General features: G+C 48.0%; 17 protein-coding genes. 2 read left to right on the forward strand and 15 right to left on the reverse strand.

The features are described from left to right. Positions 1-48: 48 nt before the first annotated feature. The 14 genes from GQF01_RS35325 to GQF01_RS35390 all read right to left on the reverse strand — a co-directional run bounded on the left by GQF01_RS35325 (position 49) and on the right by GQF01_RS35390 (position 18,814). Positions 49-2,643, reverse strand: coding sequence for a PBP1A family penicillin-binding protein (locus GQF01_RS35325; protein WP_161411992.1), 2,595 nt, complete (start codon positions 2,641-2,643; stop codon positions 49-51). Positions 2,644-2,785: 142 nt separating this feature from the next. Next, a complete protein-coding gene (gene hfq, locus GQF01_RS35330; protein ID WP_127451633.1) occupies positions 2,786-3,025 on the reverse strand; it encodes an RNA chaperone Hfq in 240 nt (79 codons plus the stop codon). A 66-nt stretch (positions 3,026-3,091) separates the two neighbouring features. Then, positions 3,092-4,060 carry a tRNA (adenosine(37)-N6)-dimethylallyltransferase MiaA gene (miaA, locus tag GQF01_RS35335; protein WP_161411993.1) on the reverse strand — a complete coding sequence of 323 codons (969 nt, stop codon included), beginning with the start codon at positions 4,058-4,060 and terminating at the stop codon, positions 3,092-3,094. Beyond that, the gene (locus GQF01_RS35340) at positions 4,054-4,725 is read right to left on the reverse strand and encodes a class I SAM-dependent methyltransferase (protein WP_235960825.1); all 672 of its coding nucleotides are present in this window, start codon (positions 4,723-4,725) and stop codon (positions 4,054-4,056) included. Before GQF01_RS35340 ends, miaA begins: the two co-directional genes overlap by 7 nt. A 109-nt stretch (positions 4,726-4,834) precedes the next feature. Then, positions 4,835-6,856, reverse strand: a complete 2,022-nt coding sequence (gene mutL, locus GQF01_RS35345; protein WP_161411995.1) for a DNA mismatch repair endonuclease MutL — start codon at positions 6,854-6,856, stop codon at positions 4,835-4,837. A 6-nt stretch (positions 6,857-6,862) separates the two neighbouring features. Beyond that, positions 6,863-8,302, reverse strand: coding sequence for a S41 family peptidase (locus tag GQF01_RS35350; protein ID WP_235960828.1), 1,440 nt, complete (start codon positions 8,300-8,302; stop codon positions 6,863-6,865). A gap of 49 nt (positions 8,303-8,351) precedes the next feature. Beyond that, positions 8,352-10,985 carry a DNA mismatch repair protein MutS gene (mutS, locus tag GQF01_RS35355; protein ID WP_161411996.1) on the reverse strand — a complete coding sequence of 878 codons (2,634 nt, stop codon included), beginning with the start codon at positions 10,983-10,985 and terminating at the stop codon, positions 8,352-8,354. Between the two features lie 206 nt (positions 10,986-11,191). Further along, positions 11,192-12,661: a putative amidoligase domain-containing protein gene (locus GQF01_RS35360; RefSeq protein WP_161411997.1), complete on the reverse strand. Its 1,470-nt coding sequence runs from the start codon at positions 12,659-12,661 to the stop codon at positions 11,192-11,194. Positions 12,662-12,769: 108 nt separating this feature from the next. After that, the gene (locus tag GQF01_RS35365) at positions 12,770-13,336 is read right to left on the reverse strand and encodes an outer spore coat protein CotE (RefSeq protein ID WP_161411998.1); all 567 of its coding nucleotides are present in this window, start codon (positions 13,334-13,336) and stop codon (positions 12,770-12,772) included. Positions 13,337-13,450: 114 nt separating this feature from the next. Then, a complete protein-coding gene (locus tag GQF01_RS35370; RefSeq protein ID WP_161411999.1) occupies positions 13,451-14,410 on the reverse strand; it encodes an aromatic acid exporter family protein in 960 nt (319 codons plus the stop codon). Between the two features lie 68 nt (positions 14,411-14,478). Beyond that, positions 14,479-15,321 (reverse strand): ABC transporter permease, encoded by an 843-nt coding sequence (locus GQF01_RS35375; protein WP_161412000.1) that lies wholly within the window; start codon positions 15,319-15,321, stop codon positions 14,479-14,481. Next, positions 15,318-16,088, reverse strand: coding sequence for an ABC transporter ATP-binding protein (locus GQF01_RS35380; RefSeq protein WP_161412001.1), 771 nt, complete (start codon positions 16,086-16,088; stop codon positions 15,318-15,320). Before GQF01_RS35380 ends, GQF01_RS35375 begins: the two co-directional genes overlap by 4 nt. Before the next feature lie 44 nt (positions 16,089-16,132). After that, positions 16,133-17,146 (reverse strand): ABC transporter substrate-binding protein, encoded by a 1,014-nt coding sequence (locus GQF01_RS35385; RefSeq protein ID WP_161412002.1) that lies wholly within the window; start codon positions 17,144-17,146, stop codon positions 16,133-16,135. 147 nt (positions 17,147-17,293) lie between these two features. Continuing rightward, positions 17,294-18,814 carry a carboxypeptidase M32 gene (locus tag GQF01_RS35390; RefSeq protein ID WP_161412003.1) on the reverse strand — a complete coding sequence of 507 codons (1,521 nt, stop codon included), beginning with the start codon at positions 18,812-18,814 and terminating at the stop codon, positions 17,294-17,296. A 155-nt stretch (positions 18,815-18,969) separates the two neighbouring features. Between GQF01_RS35390 and GQF01_RS35395 the strand changes: the two genes are divergently transcribed. Next, complete coding sequence (locus tag GQF01_RS35395; protein WP_161412004.1) at positions 18,970-19,293, forward strand: iron-sulfur cluster biosynthesis family protein; 324 nt, start codon at positions 18,970-18,972, stop codon at positions 19,291-19,293. A 52-nt stretch (positions 19,294-19,345) separates the two neighbouring features. Beyond that, a complete protein-coding gene (locus GQF01_RS35400) occupies positions 19,346-19,915 on the forward strand; it encodes a beta-class carbonic anhydrase (RefSeq protein WP_161412005.1) in 570 nt (189 codons plus the stop codon). Between the two features lie 94 nt (positions 19,916-20,009). Here the strand turns inward: GQF01_RS35400 and GQF01_RS35405 are convergent, their stop codons facing one another. After that, positions 20,010-20,216 (reverse strand): nitroreductase family protein, encoded by a 207-nt coding sequence (locus tag GQF01_RS35405; RefSeq protein ID WP_161412006.1) that lies wholly within the window; start codon positions 20,214-20,216, stop codon positions 20,010-20,012. Positions 20,217-20,344: the final 128 nt, after the last annotated feature.

Raw genomic sequence — 20,344 nt, forward strand, 5'->3', positions numbered from 1 at the left:
AAATTCCTCCGTCTAGTCATGGGTTTCAATTTGCTGATCGATCTTCCATTACGGCGTTTTGGGTACAATCACTTGTTCCCCATCTGTCTTGCCATCCTTCGGTTTATCCGGAGTTCCATTCCCCGGTTTGTTAGATGGCGTAGGTGTCGGGCTTGGTCCATTGCTTGAATTCGGACTCGTGCTCGGAGTTGGCGTTGGGCTCGGGCTCCCACTCGGCTTAACCGTATTACCCGGCGTTGGCGTAGGTGTTGGCTTCCCTCCAGGAGACTGCGTCGGATTCGTTGGATCATTCCCATTGCCTGGTGAAGGCGTAGGCGACACTCCAGGTGATGGAGTTGGCTTCGTTCCATCTGGAAGCGTATCATCCTTAGGAACTTCAACTGATGCCACATTCGACTTCGCACCTTCCACATTCGTGTCCGGGTTAAACGGAACAACGTAATATTGATAGGATTCTCCACTGAAAACCGACGAATCATTCACAGTTGGTAAAGGTGATTGGATCAGCAGTTTCGCGTCCGTCTCCTTGGAACCTTTGCGGTATACATTATAACTCGATTTGTCGCCAAGCGGCGTCCATGTTAGTTTAACAGATTTCTTGTCGATTTCATAAACGGCCGCTAGATCGGTTACTCCAGTAGGTGTCTCTGTTGGAGTAGGCACATTCGCTGGTTTAACGAAATTCGTGATAGGAAAAACGCCATCCATCGACTTGGACATGATCTCTTTGAAAAGTGCCGCCGTGCTTCCGCTTCCGACGGTCACATAATGCTTCGAATCTACCTTGTCGAAGCCTTCCCACACGGCCGCCGTCCATTCAGGCGTATAGCCAACGAACCAGACATCACGGTCATATTGTTCAATTCCTTTAATATCCAGCCCTGTAGAACCTGTTTTACCGGCAACTGGGCGATTCATTTTTGCCTTCGTACCTGTACCGCCAGTCTCGACTACGCCTTGAAGAAGAAGTGTCATATAATAAGCGGTTTTCGGCTGAATCACTTGTTTCTTTTCTTGCTTATAGGCAGCGATTTCTTTCCCTTGTGTATCCGTAATGCGAAGAATCGCATGGGTTTTGTTTAAAGACCCTTGGTTCGCGAAGGCAGAGTAAGCCGTCGCCATTTGGAGAGGTGAAACGCCATCCGTAAGACCTCCAAGTGCAATGGCCAAGTTGACGTCTTTCTGCGGATTCAACTGAATACCCAACTTTTTGGCAAAATCAATTCCGGTTCTAACCCCGATTTGATCAAGCAACCACACTGGAGCCAAGTTATATGATTTTTTCACGGCTTCAAACATCGTGACTTGACCATGCGTTACACGGTCATAGTTGCGTGGTGAATACGTCCCATTCCCGAAACTTGTTTGAGAATCATCCATCATGGAATAAGGGGTGTAGTTCCCGCTTTCTAGGGCAGGTCCGTATGCAGCAATCGGTTTAAAAGAAGATCCCGGCTGCCTTTTGGAATAAATACGGCTGAATCCTCGCGATTTGTAATCACGGCCACCAATCATCGCCATCAAACCGCCTGTTTTGTTATCTACAATAACCATGGCGCTTTGAATTTTCTGACCATCCGTTGCATCCTTCTGGAAAAAGCTCGGATTCGCGTAGGTTGTCTCCATGGTTTTTTGAGCTTTCGGATTCATCGTAGTGTAAATACGGTAGCCCTTCGTCAGCAATTCATCTTCATCAATGCCATACATGTCTTCCGCTTCATTCATCACGTAATCCACGTAACTTGCATAATCCTTCGTGTTAGTAGCCGCTGTAGTTGGTGGAACATAGTCCACAGCAGCAGCCTCAGCACGCTCAGCTTCCGTAATGTACCCTTGATCGGCCATAAGTCTAAGCACGACTCCTCGACGCTCTTTGGATAGATCCGGATTCGCTAACGGTGAATATCTCGATGGCGCTTTAGGCAATGCTGCGAGAGTCGCCATTTCCCAAACCTTCAAATCGTTCAAATTTGATTTACCAAAGTAAACCTTGGCAGCTGCTTTAATCCCATAGGCATTACTGCCAAAGAAAATGCGATTCAGATAGCGTTCAAGAATTTCATCCTTGGTGTACTTTTCATCTAAAGCAAAAGCAATGGACATCTCCGTTCCTTTACGGAACGCCGTTTTCTCTGAGCTGAGGAACACGTTCTTCGCTAACTGCTGGGTAATCGTACTTCCGCCTTCAACAGCGCTCATATGAATAACGTCCTTGACAAGCGCTCGGCCAATCGCCCAGAAGTCGACCCCGGAATGCTGCTCAAACCGGCGATCTTCCGTCGCAATGAAAGCCTGCTTCAAGCGTTCAGGAACGTCTTTGATGTTCACGCTCTCCCGGTTCTCGCCTTTATAAATCTTCGCTATCTCCGTAGCCTGTGCATCCTTGCCTTCTTCCTGCGCATAAATAAGGGTCGATTCCGTTGTCGTCTCGATTTTATCGATATTCATTTCCAGAATCTTAAAGCCGTTCATAATAACGACAATATAAATAGCCATTGCACAAATGATTGCCAGAATCGTTGCTATAATAGAACCTAAAATTAATTTGCGCAAATTAAACTTCTTCTTTTTTGGACCTTTCTTATTGCCTTGTGGTTTCGTTTTGGTATTCGTTGTTGACTGTTTGTTTGTAGGTCTCTCCAAATCCACCGACTCCCTCGTGTACAATTCTTTATCTATTAACCAACAAAAGAACAACCTTAAACAAGGTTGCTCCCACAAGTTTCTATTCGGTTAGACGATTCAGTCCATTAAAAAGTTGCAAAACCAAACGAGGAAAGGAATATTATTCCGTTGTTTCCGTAGCTGCCATTAAAGAAACAGCGCGTTGCGGCGTGAACGTCGAAATGGCATGTTTGTATACCATTTGCTGACGGCCTTCGCTGTCAATGATAATCGTGAAATTGTCAAAAGCGCGGATAAGCCCTCTGATTTGGAACCCATTCGTTAGATAGACGGTTACGGGAATGCTTTCTTTGCGAAGTTGATTTAAAAAGTTGTCCTGAATGTTAATGGATCGGTTCATCAGTAGGTCCCCCTTAATGGAATGAAACTATCGCCTGACGGCGCTATTTTCTAGTGGTCATATTTGTTAATTATATTCAATTTTATGTACAAACTTTCCTGCTAGTATATCACTAATCTTTTCGAAATGGGCAGAAAAATTTGCCGGCTCCGTGACGTCCACCCAGTGGATATCTTTCATATGCCGGAACCAGGACAGCTGTCTCTTGGCAAAACGACGTGTATCCCGCTTCAGCAGCGTCACTGCAGCCTCAAGAGTAAGCTCTCCGTCCAAATAACTGACGATTTCTTTGTAGCCGAGTGCTTGCATGGAAATAGCCTGCTTCGGACATCCTGCGGATAAAATCGACTGAACCTCTTGGACAAGCCCCTCTTGCATCATCTCGTCGATGCGCTCTTCAATGCGCTTATAGAGAAGCGCACGATCCATCGTCAGTCCGATGATACATAGTTCGTAGGGAGATTCTTTTTTCTGGGCGGCCAAATGGGAAGTCATTGTCTCCCCGGAGACATGATATATTTCCATAGCGCGGATCACTCGTCTACGGTCATTAGCATGCAGGCGGTCTGCGCTTTCGGGATCAATTTCACGCAGCTTTAAGTGCAGGGCTTCGTCACCATGCTGAAGAGCGTAAGCCTCCTGCTCGAGTCGGAACGCTTCATCCATACTGACATCTGTAAATTGGTAGTCATAACAAACAGATTCAATATATAAGCCTGTGCCCCCAACGATAAAAGGAAGCTTCCCACGCGCGTGGATATCAAGAATTAATGCTTTCACACGTTCTTGGAATTCCGCTGCCGAAAAAGGATAGGACGGATCGTGAATATCAATTAAATGATGTGGAACAAGGAGCTGTTCAGCTTCGCTCGCTTTGGCAGTTCCAATATCCATCCCCCGGTATACCTGCATGGAATCTCCGGAAATAATTTCGCACCCGAACTTCTGGGCAATTTCTAAACTAAGCTTGGTCTTGCCAACTGCCGTGGGACCAAGAAGCACGAGTAATTTCGGCTTGGCTGATGGGGCTAACACAGTCGAATCACTCCATACGTTGTTTTGGTCGTCGATCGTAATACATGCTCAAAGCCAAGTCGAGCGAATTCCTTGCTATCTTTGTTCTCTTTGAGCACAATGCTTTTGCGTGCAACACGCTTTGCCTCCTCGATCGAATCCAGCGTGACAGCCTCATCATTCGCATTTCTTCTAAGATGAGAAATCGCTTGAGATTCTTCGATTGGACTGCGGAACATCGGATCAAAATAAACAACATCAACACTTTTCGAGCCTAATTGTTGCAAATAGGCAAGGTGATGCAGCTTTATGACGGATATGCGCCTCATGGCCTCGTTAAGCTCTGCAACCTCTGATTCATAGAGAGCTAAGCCCTCGTGAATGAGCATGGCTGGGACGTCTTCGCTTTCTACGGCTGTGACACTTCCTTGCGCGCCAACAGCGTAGGAGAACACGATCGCATCTGATGCTAATCCTGCGGTACAATCCACAATGGCATCGCCAGGTGCTGCACCAGAGGCTTCAATTAACAGGTCTGATTCACCTTTGAGCATACGCTTCACGCGAACAAGTGCCATGCTGGGATGGAAAAAAGCTGCAGGATGATCATCTTCATAGTACCTGATCTCATCCCTCGTCACAAGCAGGAGGGATGAATCCTTATTATCTTTCCTAAGATATTCCAAAGAATACTTCCTTCGGGCGACGAATCGGCCACCGTACTGCGCTGCCAACCTTCTTGCTTTGCTTACTATGTCTCCCGAAGGGTCAAATGAAGTCGTAACTATCACGGGTTTACATCACTCTCTTAAACATTTTTTCCAGTTCGTAGGTAGTAAAACTCACAACAATAGGTCGTCCATGCGGGCATGTGTATGGATTTCGGCAGCCAGCAAGCCGGTCAATGAGCGTCTCCATCTCTAGGACACTAAGCCCTTGATTCGCTTTAATGGAGGCTTTGCAGGAACACATAATCGCTGCTTTCTCCCTCAGCTTGGCGATATCAACCGCCTTCTTCTCGCTGAGCACCCATTCGCATATTTCTTCAACGATCCCTTTTTCTTCCCCTGACGGGAACCAGTGTGGATGTGCACGAACCAGGAACGTGTTCCCGCCAAATGCTTCCATAAACACGCCAGCTTGTTCAAAAAGAGACAATCGATCCGAGAGGATTCCAGCCTCCGAAGGCGTAAACTCCAGTGTAATCGGAACAAGCAATTCTTGGCTTGCCTCAGCAGGATTGCCAAAACGTTCGTAATAATATTCATAATTAATTCGCTCATGCGCCGCATGTTGATCAATTAAGTATAAACCATCGCTATTCTGTGCAATCAAATAGGTACCATGCATTTGACCGATAGGCTCCAAGCTTGGAAAAGCAGGTAGCTTGGGCTGCTCGTTCTCTTCATTCGATGGCAGCAAATCCATGAATGCTTCATTCGTGCGGCGCTGCTGCTGAATGGACACATTTCTTGGATTTGTTGTTGATGGCGAATACGAGTTGCTCGCCTGCAATGAGGCCCGACCGGCATAGGACGAACTCGGAAGCGTTGTTTGTCTTTGAACCTCCGCAGGTGGCGACCATGCTCTAGACTCCGCTAATCTTGCCTGCGGTGCCTCAAAGGCCGGCTTCTGCTGCTCAGGCTTATAAGCAGACAGGCTTTCTTTGATTTGAACCCGTGAAGAATCTGTATCTTCCGGAATTTCCAGTGCTTTCTGAGCGCTAGCATTCGGTGGCGTTAACGGTTCAAGCGTTCGCGTGAGGTCAAGCTGCTCCTGAACGTAAGCCCCTTTCGGCGCTGACGGCTTGCTGCCCGTTGGAATCAGCACTTGGCGGCCGAATAACCGTTTGACCTCCGATTCGATCAACGCCGTTAACTCCGCTTCTTTACTGAAGCGGACCTCAAGCTTGGATGGATGCACATTCACATCCACCAGGGCAGGGTCCATCCCGATCTGCAGCACAGCAACCGGGAAGCGGTTAATCGGCAGCAGGGTATGATACCCCTGCAGCAGGGCCTGATTCAGCGCGAAATTGCGGACATATCGACCATTCACAATGGTCGATATGCCGCCGCGATTCGCGCGCGTCATTTCGGGCTTCGCCACGAAGCCCGTGATGGTGTAATCCAAGCTATCCACTTGGATGGGAAGCATTTGCTTGCCGATGGCTGTGCCATAGATGCCGGCGATCACTTGCAGCAAATCGCCGTTGCCCAGCGTTTGCAGCAGCATATTGCCGTTATGCTTGAGCGAAAAGGCAATGCCCGGGTGAGCAAGTGCTAACCGGTACATATAGTCCGAAATATGCCCCAGTTCAGTTTGGATCGTTTTCATATATTTGAGGCGCGCAGGCGTGTTATAAAATAAATCCCTTACCGTCACTTCGGTTCCGCGTGAAGCCGCTGTTTCTTCGACTGTACGAATGGTGCCGCCTTCGATGGAGATTTTCCGCCCTAAACCATCATTGGTAGAGCTCGTAACACACTCCAGTCGCGAGACAGACGCAATACTTGGCAATGCCTCGCCACGAAAACCCAATGTACGAATAGAAAACAAATCTTTGCTTGTCGCAATTTTGCTCGTCGCGTGCCGCTGAAAGGCTAATTCACAGTCTTCCAGCGCCATACCCGTCCCGTTATCGGACACGCGAATCAGCTGCAGCCCACCTTCTTCGATGGTCACATCAATCCGTGTGCTCTCTGCATCGACCGAGTTCTCAACAAGCTCTTTGACGACGGAGGAAGGGCGTTCCACCACTTCGCCTGCGGCAATCTGATTCGCGATATGTTCGCTTAAAAGCTGGATTTTACCCATAATACGTTAATTCCCCTTTACAGCTCGGATGGAAACCTGCTCTCCCTGATCCTTCACTTGAAGCTGCGGAAAATATTGGGCGAACAGGTCAACATTCACATAGCTTGTCCCATTTTCGATAATTAGCTTGTCATCTTCAACCGGAATCGCGTGGGTCCCTTTGCTGTCAGAAATATCAACCGTGTGGTTCGTTTCATTCCACGTGATCGTCGCCCCTACTAAGGCTGCCAACCCGCGCGAAGTTGCAAACAACTTCCCATTTTCATGGAAGTTTCCAAAACCGCTCGTTATTTCTACCCCATTGAACTTGACATAATGATTGGAAATGTCAACTTGAACATCAGAGATGCCTGCGGTGTGCAACGCTGTGATGAATTGCGCAGCTGGGCCATCAACCTTCATATCCGGCGTAATGCCGACTTTATTCACTTTACGTTTGTTAGGCGTTAAATACTCTTCAATCGTTACTTTCAGTGCCGTGTCATTATCTAGCGCATACAACTGCTGTACGCTGCCTTTGCCATATGTCTGCATGCCAATTACTTTCGCAACGTTATAATCCTGCAGAGCGCCTGAAAGCACTTCCGACGCGCTGGCACTATTCTCATTGGCTAAAATATAAACAGGTATCGACAGCTCGCTGCCGCCTTGGATTAATACAGGATCATCCACGCCATTGCGGTCTCTCGTATGAATGAGCACGCCATCCTTCACGAAATGCTTGGCAATGTTTTGCGCCGTGTCCACAAGGCCCCCAGGGTTATTGCGTACATCCAAAATCAAAGATTTCAAGCCCTTTGCTTGAAGCGCAGCAAGCTGTTTATCAAAATCCTCATCCGCATCGCTGGAGAAATCCGTAATTTGGATATAACCTACCCCATTTGTAAAGCTGCTGCTATACACTTCAGGCACGTTAACCCCTTTGCGCGTTAGCTCAACCGTCAGTTCCTTGTCTCCACGAGCAGCCGTTACCTTTACTTTTGAGCCTTCCACACCGATGATTTTGTTACGAACTTCATCAATGGAAGTTGTCGAGGCTGGCACACCATCTATAGCACGGACATAGTCATCCCGCTGCAAACCAGCAATTTCGGCAGCTGAGCCTGCAAAAACTTCAGACAAATAAACGCCTTTTTCGTCAATTCCGATCCGTGCACCCATACCCACATAATTATTTTCCAAAGAACTGGAGAACTGTCCATACTCTTCTTTGCTAAAGAAAACCGTATAAGGATCTTTCAATCCTTCGATCATTTGTTTAATACTTTGACCCGCTAATGCTGCTTCCGTTACGCCGCTCACATGCAGTTTTCCAATGATTTCCCTGACTTGCATGGTTTGCAAATCTTCTTGAGCGAGTGCCGCACTAGCAGGCAATACGGCCATTAAAGCAGAGACGAGCGCTAAGGTTACTTTCATTTTTCTCATTCTAGGCTGGTTTTTCATGTGCGTCTCTCCTTCGGTTTATGAAATAATTAGAGGCCTACCATCCGTCTTATTGCAGTTTTTGTTTCCATTCGTATACTAAATTGAGCGCCTGCAGAGGCGTCATATTAATTAAGTCAATTCCCTTCAGCTGGTCAAGCACCAGCTGAGACTTGGCGTCCGGCTTCTTCTTGCCGGACACAGCCGCCGTGCTGTCCTCCTCGAAGAGGGACAGCTGCTGAATCGGAGCGGCCGCAGGAGTAGCGGCCGCGACCGGCACAGCCGCTGCGGCGACCTGGGCAGAGCCCGCCGCTCGCTCTTCAAAGCCATTCAGCAGCTCATAGGAGCGCTGAATGATCGTATCCGGCAGCCCGGCAATTTCGGCACAATAGATGCCGTAACTCGTACTTGCTGCCCCAGGAATGAGCTTGCGCAGGAAGGTCACCTGCCTGCCGCTTTCCTTGACCGCCATGCAATGGTTCCGCAGGTGGCGAAGGCTCTCTTCCAGGTGCGCAAGCTCATGGAAGTGGGTCGATACAAGCGTCTTGCAGCCGATACGGTCGTGCAAGAACTCGATAACGGCTTGCGCAATCGCCATGCCTTCTCCTGTAGAGGTGCCGCGTCCGAGTTCATCAATGATGACGAGACTTTTGCTTGTCGCTTTCTCCGTCATCACTTGGATGTCCATCATCTCGACCATGAACGTGCTCTGTCCGCCGATCAAGTCATCCGCCGCGCCGATCCTCGTGAAGATCCGGTCCGTGACCGGGATGCGCGCGGATCTGGCAGGAACGAAACAGCCAATCTGCGCCATCAGGCAGATCACGGCGACTTGCCGCATGTACGTACTCTTACCGGCCATGTTCGGCCCGGTAATGAGCAGAATGCGGCCCTGCTCTCCTTCTAGGCGCGTATCGTTCGCGATGAACGAGCCGTCTTGAATAACCGCCTCCACCACGGGGTGGCGGCCTTCTTCAATATGGAGATCGAAGCCTTCGCCGATCTCCGGCTTGCGGAAATGCTGCGCCGCGCTGACAGCGGCCAGCGATTGGTAGACGTCAGCGGTCGCGATCACTTCCGCCAGCTTCTGCAATCTGGAGATATGCTGGGAAATCCGGTCGCGCAGCTCCGTGAACAGCTCATACTCCAGATCAATCATTTTATCCTGCGCTTCGAGAATGAGCGCTTCTTTCTCTTTCAGCTCTGGCGTGACGTAGCGCTCTGCATTCGCCAGCGTTTGTTTGCGTTCATAGCGGCCTTCTTGAAGCGCCGACATATTCGCTTTGGTCACCTCAATAAAGTAACCGAACACTTTGTTGTAGCCGATTTTGAGCGACTTAATGCCCGTCGCTTCGCGCTCCTGACGCTCCAGCTCCGCAATCCACTGCTTCCCGTTCGTGCTCGCTTCACGCAGTTGATCCAGATACGGCTGGTAGCCTTCACGGATCATGCCGCCATCCCGAATGGATACCGGAGGCTCGTCTACAATCGCGTTAGCTATCCACGACATAACGTCATCGCAAACATCCATATTCTCAACCAGCTTACGCAGTGTAGCCGAACCGGATTGTGCGCAAACTTCCTGAAGCAAAGGCACCTGCTGAAGGGAGTGCTTCAATGCGACCATGTCTCGGGCATTCGCGTTGCCATACGAGATGCGCGCTACGAGACGCTCCAAATCGTAGACTTCCTTCAAGGCTTGTTTCACGTCATCCCGTACAATTAGCTGATTATAAAGCAGATCAACTGCTTCCAAACGTTCTTCAATGCGTGAGACGCTCATGAGCGGCTTCTCGATCCAGCGGCGCAGCATCCGCGCGCCCATTGCCGTTACGGTTTTGTCGAGCAGCCAGAGCAAGGAGCCCTTTTTCGCACGTTCACGTACCGTTTCTACGAGTTCAAGGTTTCTACGCGTAAATGGATCCATCGTCATGAATTGATCAGGCTCATAGACCCTAATATGCTTCACGTGAGTAAGTGCGCGTTTCTGCGTTTCTTTCAAATAGGCCAGCAGTAAAGACACGCCATTACGATTAAGTGATGATAAACCAGGAAGCGCAGTATCTTCAGCAAAATGCTCATCGAGAAGCTTCTCGTCCGCCTGCGTCCACTCGGTTAATACCGTGCTTCGTCCCCATATAATACCGGATTCGCGAATTGTCGTTAACAATGCCGCATCCGTAATAATCTCGGAGGGGTTATACACGTTTAGCTCGTCAACAACGAGCTCCCAGGAAGGAGCCAGCTTCGTCGTATACAACTCGCCTGTTGAAATATCGCATGCCGTAAAGGCATAACCTTCTTCACGGCTCACGAGTGAAACTATGTAGTTATTGCTGGATTCACCCAATAACTTGCTGTCCATGACCGTACCAGGCGTCACAATCCTTACAATTTCACGGCGGACAACACCTTTGGCCTCTGACGGATCTTCGACCTGCTCGCAAATCGCAACTTTGTATCCTTTCTCGATTAAACGAGACATATAATTCTCAGCCGCGTGATGGGGCACTCCGCACATCGGAATTTTCTCTTCTGCGCCGCCCTCTCTTCCGGTTAAGGTTATTTCCAGCTCACGGGAAGCATTGATGGCATCTTCAAAAAACATTTCATAAAAATCCCCCAGACGAAAAAATAAAAAAGCGTCCGGTACTTGCGCCTTCACGGCCAAGTATTGCTGAATCATTGGCGTATATTGGGCCACCTTGCGTTCCTCCAACCAATCACTTTATTCGTTAACAACATCACTATGAAACTACTATTGTTCATTTTCATAGATATTCAACATATAAAAAGCAGTAACCGCTAAAGGCCCCACTCGCCGCGCACAGCCTGCCTGTTGGACAGAGCGTACACAGATCTACGAGCCTCTAGCGTCAGCCAATCTTCCATCTCCGTATAGATAATCTATTATAACATGATTCCTTCTTCAATTGCTTCTTTACGGTTGTACGGAGCAATTTTCCAAGCTTTGCGAAAATCTTCTCTCTCATTCCAAGATTTCATGGACAAAATTCGCACGCGGAACCGGTCAAGAACGGCTGCATGCACCTCGTACCCCTTCAGCTGCTCAAGATCCTGCCAAAGCCTGGCAACCACACCATAGAGCCGCTGTTTATCTCCGCTATAGTAAGCCGCTTGAATATCCACATCCTGCAGCGGCTGCCTTGTAAGCAGCCAGTAGTTATCCGCGATGAGCACGGCAAGCGCGAAAACCCCGCGCGTGATTAAAGGTGAATGCATCCAGCTCGGCAGAGTGCGGTACTCGAAGCCTCCGTGCGACTTCTTCCGGAAGTCGCCGAGAAAGCCATATCTAGGGCGACGCTGACCCGTCGTGTCGCCTTCGATCAAGATCAAAGGCAGCGCGAGGTAGTTATCGAGCGCGCGCAGAAGCTGACCATTCAGCCAGCAGCGGCTGAAGTGGATATGTCCGCCGAGGGGGAAACCTCCCACCGGCATGCCGCCCGAGAGCCACGCCAGGCTCTCGTCAGGGATGACCCGCGCGGCGAGCTGCATCGCAGACAGCAGGTTCCTCGCCAGTTCACGCGGGTCTCTACTTGGCTGCGGGCGCAGCTCCGCCAGCGGCAGGATCAGGCGATGCCCGCTGAGCACGATGGCATCGCAGCCGACTTCGCCCTTCCGCGTCAGGAAGCGATCGGCGAAGACGACTTGGCCTTGCGGGTCCAGCAGCAGGAACTCGGGATCGGTTCCAAGCATGACCCGCTCCTTGCGCTGCAATTCCTTCGAGAGTGCAAGCTCATATCGATCGATGGCCTGCGCAAATAACTGCGTCAGCTTGCCGTTAAGCTTCGGTACGGGATCCACATCCAGTACGACGGTATGACCAGTGGGCAGAACACCGATGGTGACCATGCCATAATCTAATCCTAGCGCATATATGGCTTTTACCGCCTCACGGCTTGCCCTGCGCACATGAAAGGTCGCTCGATCCGGCAGGACTTCTATGTAAGCGGAGCTTGCGTTTGCTTGCCGTTGGTTAAACAGCGTTTTCTCAGACAGCAGCAGTGTTTCATTCTTCTCATAGACAATGAGCGTTTGCAGATGAAAGACAGCCACCTTATATTTGTGGGTGAAAGTCACCGGGGCATCCTTCAGCAAACCACGTTTCTTCAGAGATGCTAAGGTCTTGAGCCCATGCAATACTAGCTGGTCATCGCGCTTTGTGCTTGATTTGGCTCTCAGAATCGCCCTAATAGGCTGCAGCGCTTGTTTCTGAGGCCATTCATCATGAGCGGCTCCCCAGTGAATAATGATCCGTCCCTCCCAATGATCCGGAAGTTTCGTACCGCTCGGAATTTGAATAAGATCAGCCAGCTCCAGTGCTTCTTTCTCCTGTGCGTGCAGCAAAAATGATTCCATTCGAATTGCCCCTTTTCGTTATGCCCAAATATGGCTATAAAACAAAAAAGAGGGCATATGCCCTCTGCCGAACCTGTAACGCCAGCATACACTGGCGTATAGGGTTCATTAATCTAATTCATCCTCAAGAAGTTCGGCATCGAGATCCTCGAAATCTCCGTCGCCACTCTCATCGAAGTCCACATGTTTGTCGTCGAAATCTCCCGGACCATACGGGCTCACAATGACAAACACTTTCGTTTCGGCAATGAGCTCGACTTGGAACTCGCGCTCTACCCGAATCACTACGCTGTCGCCGCTTGTAGCAATACTGGCTTCCACACAGTTTGGCTCTTGCGTTGCGACAGCGGATACTTCAGCTGTCGTTGGCTTATGTTTTTTGTCCAGATAGCTTAGTCCAACGACTTCTACATAAGAAACGGTTTCTTTTGCTACGTCTGTTTTCGTGTTGCGATCGTAAGAATACCAGATGTTGATATCATAAGTACCAACTACCTCTACGCCCTCTCCAGATTGGATCGACTCGAATTGATTATTAATAATCCAAGCGCCCAATATACTGGTCGGAGAAAAGGGCGGAGTCACGGTATGACTTACATGTGAAAATTTGCGACCTTTACCGCAGACAGCTTTGGTAATGATCTCTCTGCTTTGCAAATCTTTATCTAATGACATCCTTTCAACCTCCTCCATACAATCATTCATTACAAGTGTATGCAGGACAGTAGTCTAGAGTGACAATTATTTTATATTATTTTTACTGTTTGAAAATATGGATATCTGTTAGAGTCAACCCGCCCCCGCGCGGTGTTTTTTTTGCTTTTTGGCAATCGATAAATACATCTTCAGCTCTCTGTTTAGCTGTAAAATCGCGGATCGAACCTCGAATTCTTCGCGGCTTTCCGGCAGACCCATCATTTTATATCGCGCATCCAGCTCTTGCAATTCTTTCTCCGCTTCGCCTGTATAATAGTCTTCCTTCACAGATTGGCTAATATCTTCAAGGATCTTTGCGAGTAGTTCCCCCTGCGGTAAAGCTTGATACACCTGGGCGACTAGAACGAGCATCCGATTAACCGATTCCAGCTGTTCACCCCTCATATAGAAATAAACCCGCCAGTAGGGTTCTCCTCCGAAGAGAAGCGTATTATCTAACGAGCGTTTGGCCAGCGCAGCACCTAGATCAATTTGTTCACTGACCTCCAGAAGTTCCTTCCCATCCCAAACGATGGAATTATCGCGCAGATGCTTGGCCATATTGAGAAAAATAACTGAAAATAAGTCCTCTACTCTTTTTTTCTGCGCTGCCATTGCTTTATCCGCCTTGGGCATATAAGCAATATTGATGAGTGTCGCTACGCCTAACCCAATCAGGAGCACCACCATTTCATTCCATACGGCTGCCCAACCAGCATCTTGATAGGCATAAAGATGAAGCAACACAACGGCCCCAGTCACTGCTCCTTCTGTAATCCGCAAGCGATGCATCACCGGGAACACCAGCAGAATGAAAAGCACGACTACCCAAACATGAAAACCGAGGAACCTGAATAACAAAGTCCCCATCAGAAGTGCGAGCATAGATGAAGCTATGCGGTGAAACGCGCTTTGTATGCCTTTTTTCTTGGTTACTTCGATGCCGAGAATAGCTAGTAGCCCTGCGGCGGCAGGCGTTTTGATCCCAAATACATGAGCAAGATACATCGCTATGCCGACCGCAATGGCTGTTTTGAGTACACGAAAGCCCATAGCGTTTCACCTCTTAGTTGGTTGTACTATGGGCTCATTATTTCATTTTGATTACAAAGTGGCAAGTCTTACCGATGTTTGGTCAATCTTTTTTCTAAATTGGATACGATCTGGTACATGAATGTCGCAACAATCGCAATAACGAACAACGTCGAGATAACCAATGTAAAGTTGAAGACTTGAAAACCATATATGATTAAATACCCAAGCCCCATTTGGGAGACTAGAAACTCCCCTACAATGACACCGATCCATGCTAACCCTACATTCACTTTCAGCGTCGAAACAATGGCTGGGAAAGAAGCGGGTAAAATAACTTTCTGGAACACTTTCCTCTTCGTCCCCCCGAATAAGGACACGACTTTCACGTAATTCTGATCTACCTCTTTGAAGCTGCCATAAACGACAAGTGTAGTAATAATGACCGTAATCGAAAGGGTAGTGGCGATGATGGACAGCAGTCCAGGTCCCAGTCCTACAATAAACAGCGGACCTAGCGCAACCTTCGGCATACTGTTTAAAACAACAATATAAGGATCAAGCACCCTGGAAAGAAACGGAGACCACCAAATTATGACAGCAAGTGCCGTGCCAAATAATGTCCCCAGCACAAAACCTATGATTGTCTCCACAACTGTAACACCCACATGAGGAAGCAGGCTCCCGTCAAGCAGTTTATCCCACAGCAGCTTAAATACTTTCGTTGGAAAACTGAAAAGGAGCACATCAATCCATTTTAACCGACCCGCCACTTCCCATAGAGCAAAAAACACAAGTAAAATGATGAGTTGAACAAGCCTTACTTGCTTCGTTTCCTTCTTCTTAGCTCGAGTAAACTCTTCATGAACCTTTTTGGTTAGTGAATCTTCTCTTGCTATATGTTTAGCCGATTGGCGTTGATTCTCGCTCATGCTTCATGCCCTCCAAACTCCTGCCAAATCAATCGAAAGAGTGCATGGAACCCTGGCAATTCCCTTGCTTCAAAAGGCACTGACGTGCGAATCTCTTCCGGAATATGGAATTCTTGCCGCATCCGCCCCGGGTTAGGATCTAACACAATAATGCGGTCGCTCATAGCAATAGCCTCAGAAATGTCATGTGTTACAAGGAGCGCTGTTTTCTTCTTAGCTTGCAGCGTTTCCACCACCAAATCTTCCAACTGAAGCTTCGTTTGGTAATCCAGTGCAGAGAAGGGTTCATCTAGCAGCAGCAGCTCAGGCTCGGTAGCTAATGTGCGAACCAGAGCAACCCGCTGGCGCATGCCCCCGGAAAGCTGTGAAGGATAATAATCCTTAAAGCTGTACAGCCCCATCTCCTCCAGCAAGTGAAGCACACCTTGTTTCTTCTCTTTGGTCAAAAGACCGGCAATCTCTAGTCCCATGCAGGCATTAGCTTCAATAGTCCGCCATGGGAATAGGTAATCTTGCTGCAGCATATAGCCAACCCTTGTCGATGGACCGTTCACGGGGTTCCCAGCGACGGTCACCGTGCCTGCTGTCGGCCGAATAAGGCCGGCAATGATCGACAAGAGAGTCGTCTTCCCGCAGCCGCTCGGACCGATGAGACTTACAAATTCGCCGCGCGCTATGGCAAAATCGATCCCCTGCACAGCAAGCGTCGCCCTCTCTTCGGTCACGTAGACTTGTGTTACATGATTAACCGTCACAGCTGAATCCATGTTCGTACTCCCCTCTCGCTGTTCATTGCCTTCCTTCGTGCATCTTATGGTTTTACGGTTGATTTGGCTTTCTCAGCGTACGTATTGTTGACCAGCGTTTTCCAAGCTACTTTTTCCTTCAACTCACCAGCGGAAGTCATTACATCGAGCAAATTATTCCATTCCTGCTCATCGACGATGCCATCTGTAGCAAATGAACCTTGGTCTTTATACCGTTTAACAACGCTTTTCACAATCTCTACATCGATATCTTTAAAATAAGGCAGAACCGCATTCGTGATTTCATCTACGCTTTTCGCTGCAACCCATAGCTGAGCGCGTTGAATTGCATTCGTAAACTTTTGGACGGTTTCCGGGTTTTGCTTCATGAAGCTTTGTTTGGTCATGAATACGGTGTATGGCAGGTGACCGCTCTCGACGCCAAAGGAAGCAAGCACATATCCTTTTCCTTCTTTTTCCACGATCGAGGCTTGCGGTTCAAACAACTGTACGTATTCCCCTGTTCCCGATGAGTAAGCCGAAGCGATATTGGCAAAATCAATGTTTTGAATCAGCTGAAGATCTTTCTGCGGGTCAATATTGTGCTTCTTGAGTGTGAACTCCCCAGCCATTTGTGGCATTCCGCCTTTTCTTTGGCCGAGAAAAATTGACCCTTTAAGTGAATTCCAATCAAATGGATCCACTTTCTTGCGAGCTACCAGGAAAGTCCCGTCCGTTTGCGTTAATTGAGCAAAATTAATAACAGGATCATCTGAACCTTGCTGCGACACATAGATGGACGTTTCCGAACCAACCAGCGCCACATCGATGGCACCCGAAAGGAGCGCCGTCATGGTTTTGTCACCGCCAGGTGTTGTCGTAAGCTCTACATCAAGGCCTTCATCCTTGAAAAAGCCTTGTGACAGCGCCACATACTGTGGTGCGTAGAATAAAGATCGCGTTACCTCACCAATGCGAACCTTTGTTACTTCCGTGCTTTTCGTTCCGCATGCCGAAATGATGCTGCTGAGCAGCAAGACCACGGATAAAGCAACTCCCCATTTTTTCCGAATCTTCATAAGACGTCCCTCCGCTAAAGTAGTAATCTATCCTATGCAGGAGCCCAGAAGACGGTTAACGCCAACTTTGCACTAAACCGTTTGCAGCGCAAAAAAAACAGCACCCTTAGACAGTTGCTACTGCCAAAGGATGCTGCTCTCATGCTATTATATGCCGTATACCGACTTATACTTTTCTTCCAAATATTGAACTAGGTACTCTGGATTCAACTCTTCTCCCGTTACTTCGCGAATAATTTCATTCGGCGTCAGTAGTTTGCCATGTTTATACACTTTCTCTGTCAGCCATTCCTTAATAGGTGCCAGATTACCTTCTGCTATCAAACTATCGAAAGCAGGCAGCTCTTGGCGTAATGTTTGTGTAAACTGCGCTGCATACATGTTGCCGAGCGCGTAAGATGGGAAGTAACCGAACGCTCCGCCTGACCAGTGCACGTCTTGCAGGACACCCTCACCGTCATTCGGTGGTGTTACACCCAAATATTCTTCATATTTGGCATTCCAGGCCGCAGGCAGATCCGCCACAGCGATGGTTCCGTTAAACAGCCCTTTTTCCAACTCATAACGAATCATGATATGTAAGTTGTACGTCAGTTCATCGGCTTCAATGCGGATAAGCGACGGTTCAATGTGATTAATCGCCTTATAAAACGTATCGACATCAACTTGGTCAATCTGCGGAGAGAACGTCGTTTGAAGCTCACCATAGTATCTATCCCAGAAAGCTTTACTTCGGCCGATCACATTTTCCCAGAAACGGGACTGTGACTCGTGAATCCCCATGGAAGTTCCGGTGCACAGGTTAGTGCCTACCAAATCGTCGGAAATGTTTTGCTCATACAGCGCATGTCCGCCTTCATGGATGGTTCCGAATAAGGCGGAAGTAATGTCGTTAGGCAAGTAGCGCGTCGTAATCCGCACATCCCCTGGATTCAGCGCCGTCGCGAACGGGTGCACCGTCTCGTCCAAACGACCCGCTTCGAAGTCGTATTGCATTTGTTTCAAAATCGACAGCGAAAACTGTTTCTGCTTGCTAATCTCGAATTGTTGATCAAGGAAAGAACGATCCGGCTGATTCGGCGAAGCTTGGATACGCTGCAGCAGCGGAACTGCTTTCTCGCGCAAAGTCCCGAATACCTCGTCTAGCTTCTCAACCGTCATGCCCGGTTCGTACATATCGAGGAGCGTATTATACTTGTGGCCTTCATATCCCCATAACTCAATAAACTCTTGGGTTGTCGCCACAATCTTCTCCAAATAAGGCTGGAACGAAGCCCAGTCGGAATTATGCTTGGCATCTTCCCAAGCGGATTCAGCTTGAGATGTCAGCACGACATAAGCTTGATACTTCTCAGCAGGTATCTTTTTGGAGCGATCATATTCTTTCTTACATTCTTCGACCATCTTTCTCGAAATGGTATCCAGCTGCTCAAGCTCAGCAGGCTGCGTGAAAAATGCCAGATATTCGCCCATTTCATCCGATGTGGACATGCGGAATACTTCCGTGGAGAGTTCTCCGACAACTTCAGAGCGTGTTCCTATCCCTTTTTTCGGAGCGCCAGTCCGCATATCCCAATATATTAAGGCGATGGCCTCCTCGTACTGCTTCATTTTGCGAACATAGGCCTTGAATGATTCCAGCTTGGCTGTGGCTATTTGCACACTCATGCTTCAAATCTCCTCCCATAAGTTTCTATTTTCATCATACTTCGTCCCTTCCACAGAATCAAATTTATTAAACTTGTGGTAAAATAATGACAAGCTATTATTCTTCATGTTAGATAGATCCATGATAATAACAACATTCTAAGGAGATGACATCTATGAAAATTATGTTTACTGAATCAGCCATTGAGCGATTAACCCCATATATGGGCCAAGGTGAAGCCCTGTTGAAGCTTGCTTTTGATACAGAAGGATGCGGCTGTTCCGTTAACGGTGTACCTACGCTCTGGCTAGTTTCTGAAGAAAGCAACACGGATTTAACGGCTGAAACGAATGCTCTTAAGCTGATTTATAACAGCAAGGATGAAATTTTCTATGAAGATCTTATGAAAATCGACTTTTCCGAAGGAAATAAATCCTATATACTGAAGAGTAATAATCAGATTTACAATGCGGGTATGAGCTTAGTCGACAAAAGATAAAGCTGCATGAACCATAGATACGCAGCACATTAACTTACCTGGAGGAGAAACCATGTCTTTGATTCAAGAAATTTTGAATTACAATGAAGAATTTGTCGCAAAAGAGGAGTACAAAGAATTTTTGACTACGAAGTTTCCGGACAAAAAGATGGTCGTTCTAACCTGTATGGATACGCGTTTAGTCGAACTATTGCCTAAAGCGATGAATTTGCACAACGGTGATGCCAAAATCATCAAAAATGCCGGCGCCATTGTCTCCCATCCATTCGGCAGTATTATGCGCAGTATCATTGTAGCTGTCTATGAGCTCGATGCAGATGAAGTGTTCGTTATTGGCCATTATGACTGCGGGATGACTGGGCTAAATTCTGACAAAGTGATCTCAAGTGCCAAGAAACGCGGTATTTCCGACGATGTTATTGAAACGCTTGGCCATTCCGGCATTGACTTGTCCGGCTGGTTAACGGGCTTTGATCATGTTCGAGAAGGGATCGAGAAAAGCGTAAATATCATTCGCAATCATCCCCTGCTTCCCAAAGACTTGCCTGTACACGGTCTGATTATTGATCCGCAGACTGGAAAATTAGATTTGATCAAAGACGGCTATCAAGCTGCCGAATAGCACATCAAAGAGGTTCTCCCACAAAGTCATCCAATGACTGAGGGAGAACCTCTTTTTGAGTTTAGGGGATCACAGCTTCTGTCTATACCGATTCTTAAATAATCAGTTTCTCTCTAGCATCTGTGTGCGGCCGAACGGCTGGTACTTGCTCCGGGTAACCGATATGCAGCAAACCAACAATTTTCTCTCCTGGCTTAACGCCTACCGCCTCACGGAAATTCGGACTGTGAATAAACGGATTCGTTTTCCAAACAACGCCAACCCCCGCTTCCCACGCAGCTAGTTGAAAATTCTGAATCAAGCAGCAGACGCATGCGAAATAATGTCAATATTTTCACGCCAATTTCATCCATTTGAACTCGGATCGTACTCCATCTGCCCTCAAACTTATTACCATACAGCCAACGCCACCTTAAAAACAAATTTCAT

The organism is Paenibacillus silvestris (genome assembly GCF_009882985.1).
Classification (GTDB): Bacteria; Bacillota; Bacilli; order Paenibacillales; family NBRC-103111; genus Paenibacillus_E; species Paenibacillus_E silvestris.

What these genes read in the sequence shown, in the direction of transcription:
- GQF01_RS35375 (WP_161412000.1), bottom strand. Translation starts at nt 15,321, where the DNA reads ATGAGCGAGAATCAACGCCAATCGGCTAAACATATAGCAAGAGAAGAT.
- GQF01_RS35395 (WP_161412004.1), top strand. Translation starts at nt 18,970, where the DNA reads ATGAAAATTATGTTTACTGAATCAGCCATTGAGCGATTAACCCCATAT.
- GQF01_RS35385 (WP_161412002.1), bottom strand. Translation starts at nt 17,146, where the DNA reads ATGAAGATTCGGAAAAAATGGGGAGTTGCTTTATCCGTGGTCTTGCTG.
- GQF01_RS35350 (WP_235960828.1), bottom strand. Translation starts at nt 8,302, where the DNA reads ATGAAAAACCAGCCTAGAATGAGAAAAATGAAAGTAACCTTAGCGCTC.
- GQF01_RS35365 (WP_161411998.1), bottom strand. Translation starts at nt 13,336, where the DNA reads ATGTCATTAGATAAAGATTTGCAAAGCAGAGAGATCATTACCAAAGCT.
- mutL (WP_161411995.1), bottom strand. Translation starts at nt 6,856, where the DNA reads ATGGGTAAAATCCAGCTTTTAAGCGAACATATCGCGAATCAGATTGCC.
- GQF01_RS35370 (WP_161411999.1), bottom strand. Translation starts at nt 14,410, where the DNA reads ATGGGCTTTCGTGTACTCAAAACAGCCATTGCGGTCGGCATAGCGATG.
- GQF01_RS35360 (WP_161411997.1), bottom strand. Translation starts at nt 12,661, where the DNA reads ATGGAATCATTTTTGCTGCACGCACAGGAGAAAGAAGCACTGGAGCTG.
- hfq (WP_127451633.1), bottom strand. Translation starts at nt 3,025, where the DNA reads ATGAACCGATCCATTAACATTCAGGACAACTTTTTAAATCAACTTCGC.
- GQF01_RS35380 (WP_161412001.1), bottom strand. Translation starts at nt 16,088, where the DNA reads ATGGATTCAGCTGTGACGGTTAATCATGTAACACAAGTCTACGTGACC.
- GQF01_RS35400 (WP_161412005.1), top strand. Translation starts at nt 19,346, where the DNA reads ATGTCTTTGATTCAAGAAATTTTGAATTACAATGAAGAATTTGTCGCA.
- GQF01_RS35390 (WP_161412003.1), bottom strand. Translation starts at nt 18,814, where the DNA reads ATGAGTGTGCAAATAGCCACAGCCAAGCTGGAATCATTCAAGGCCTAT.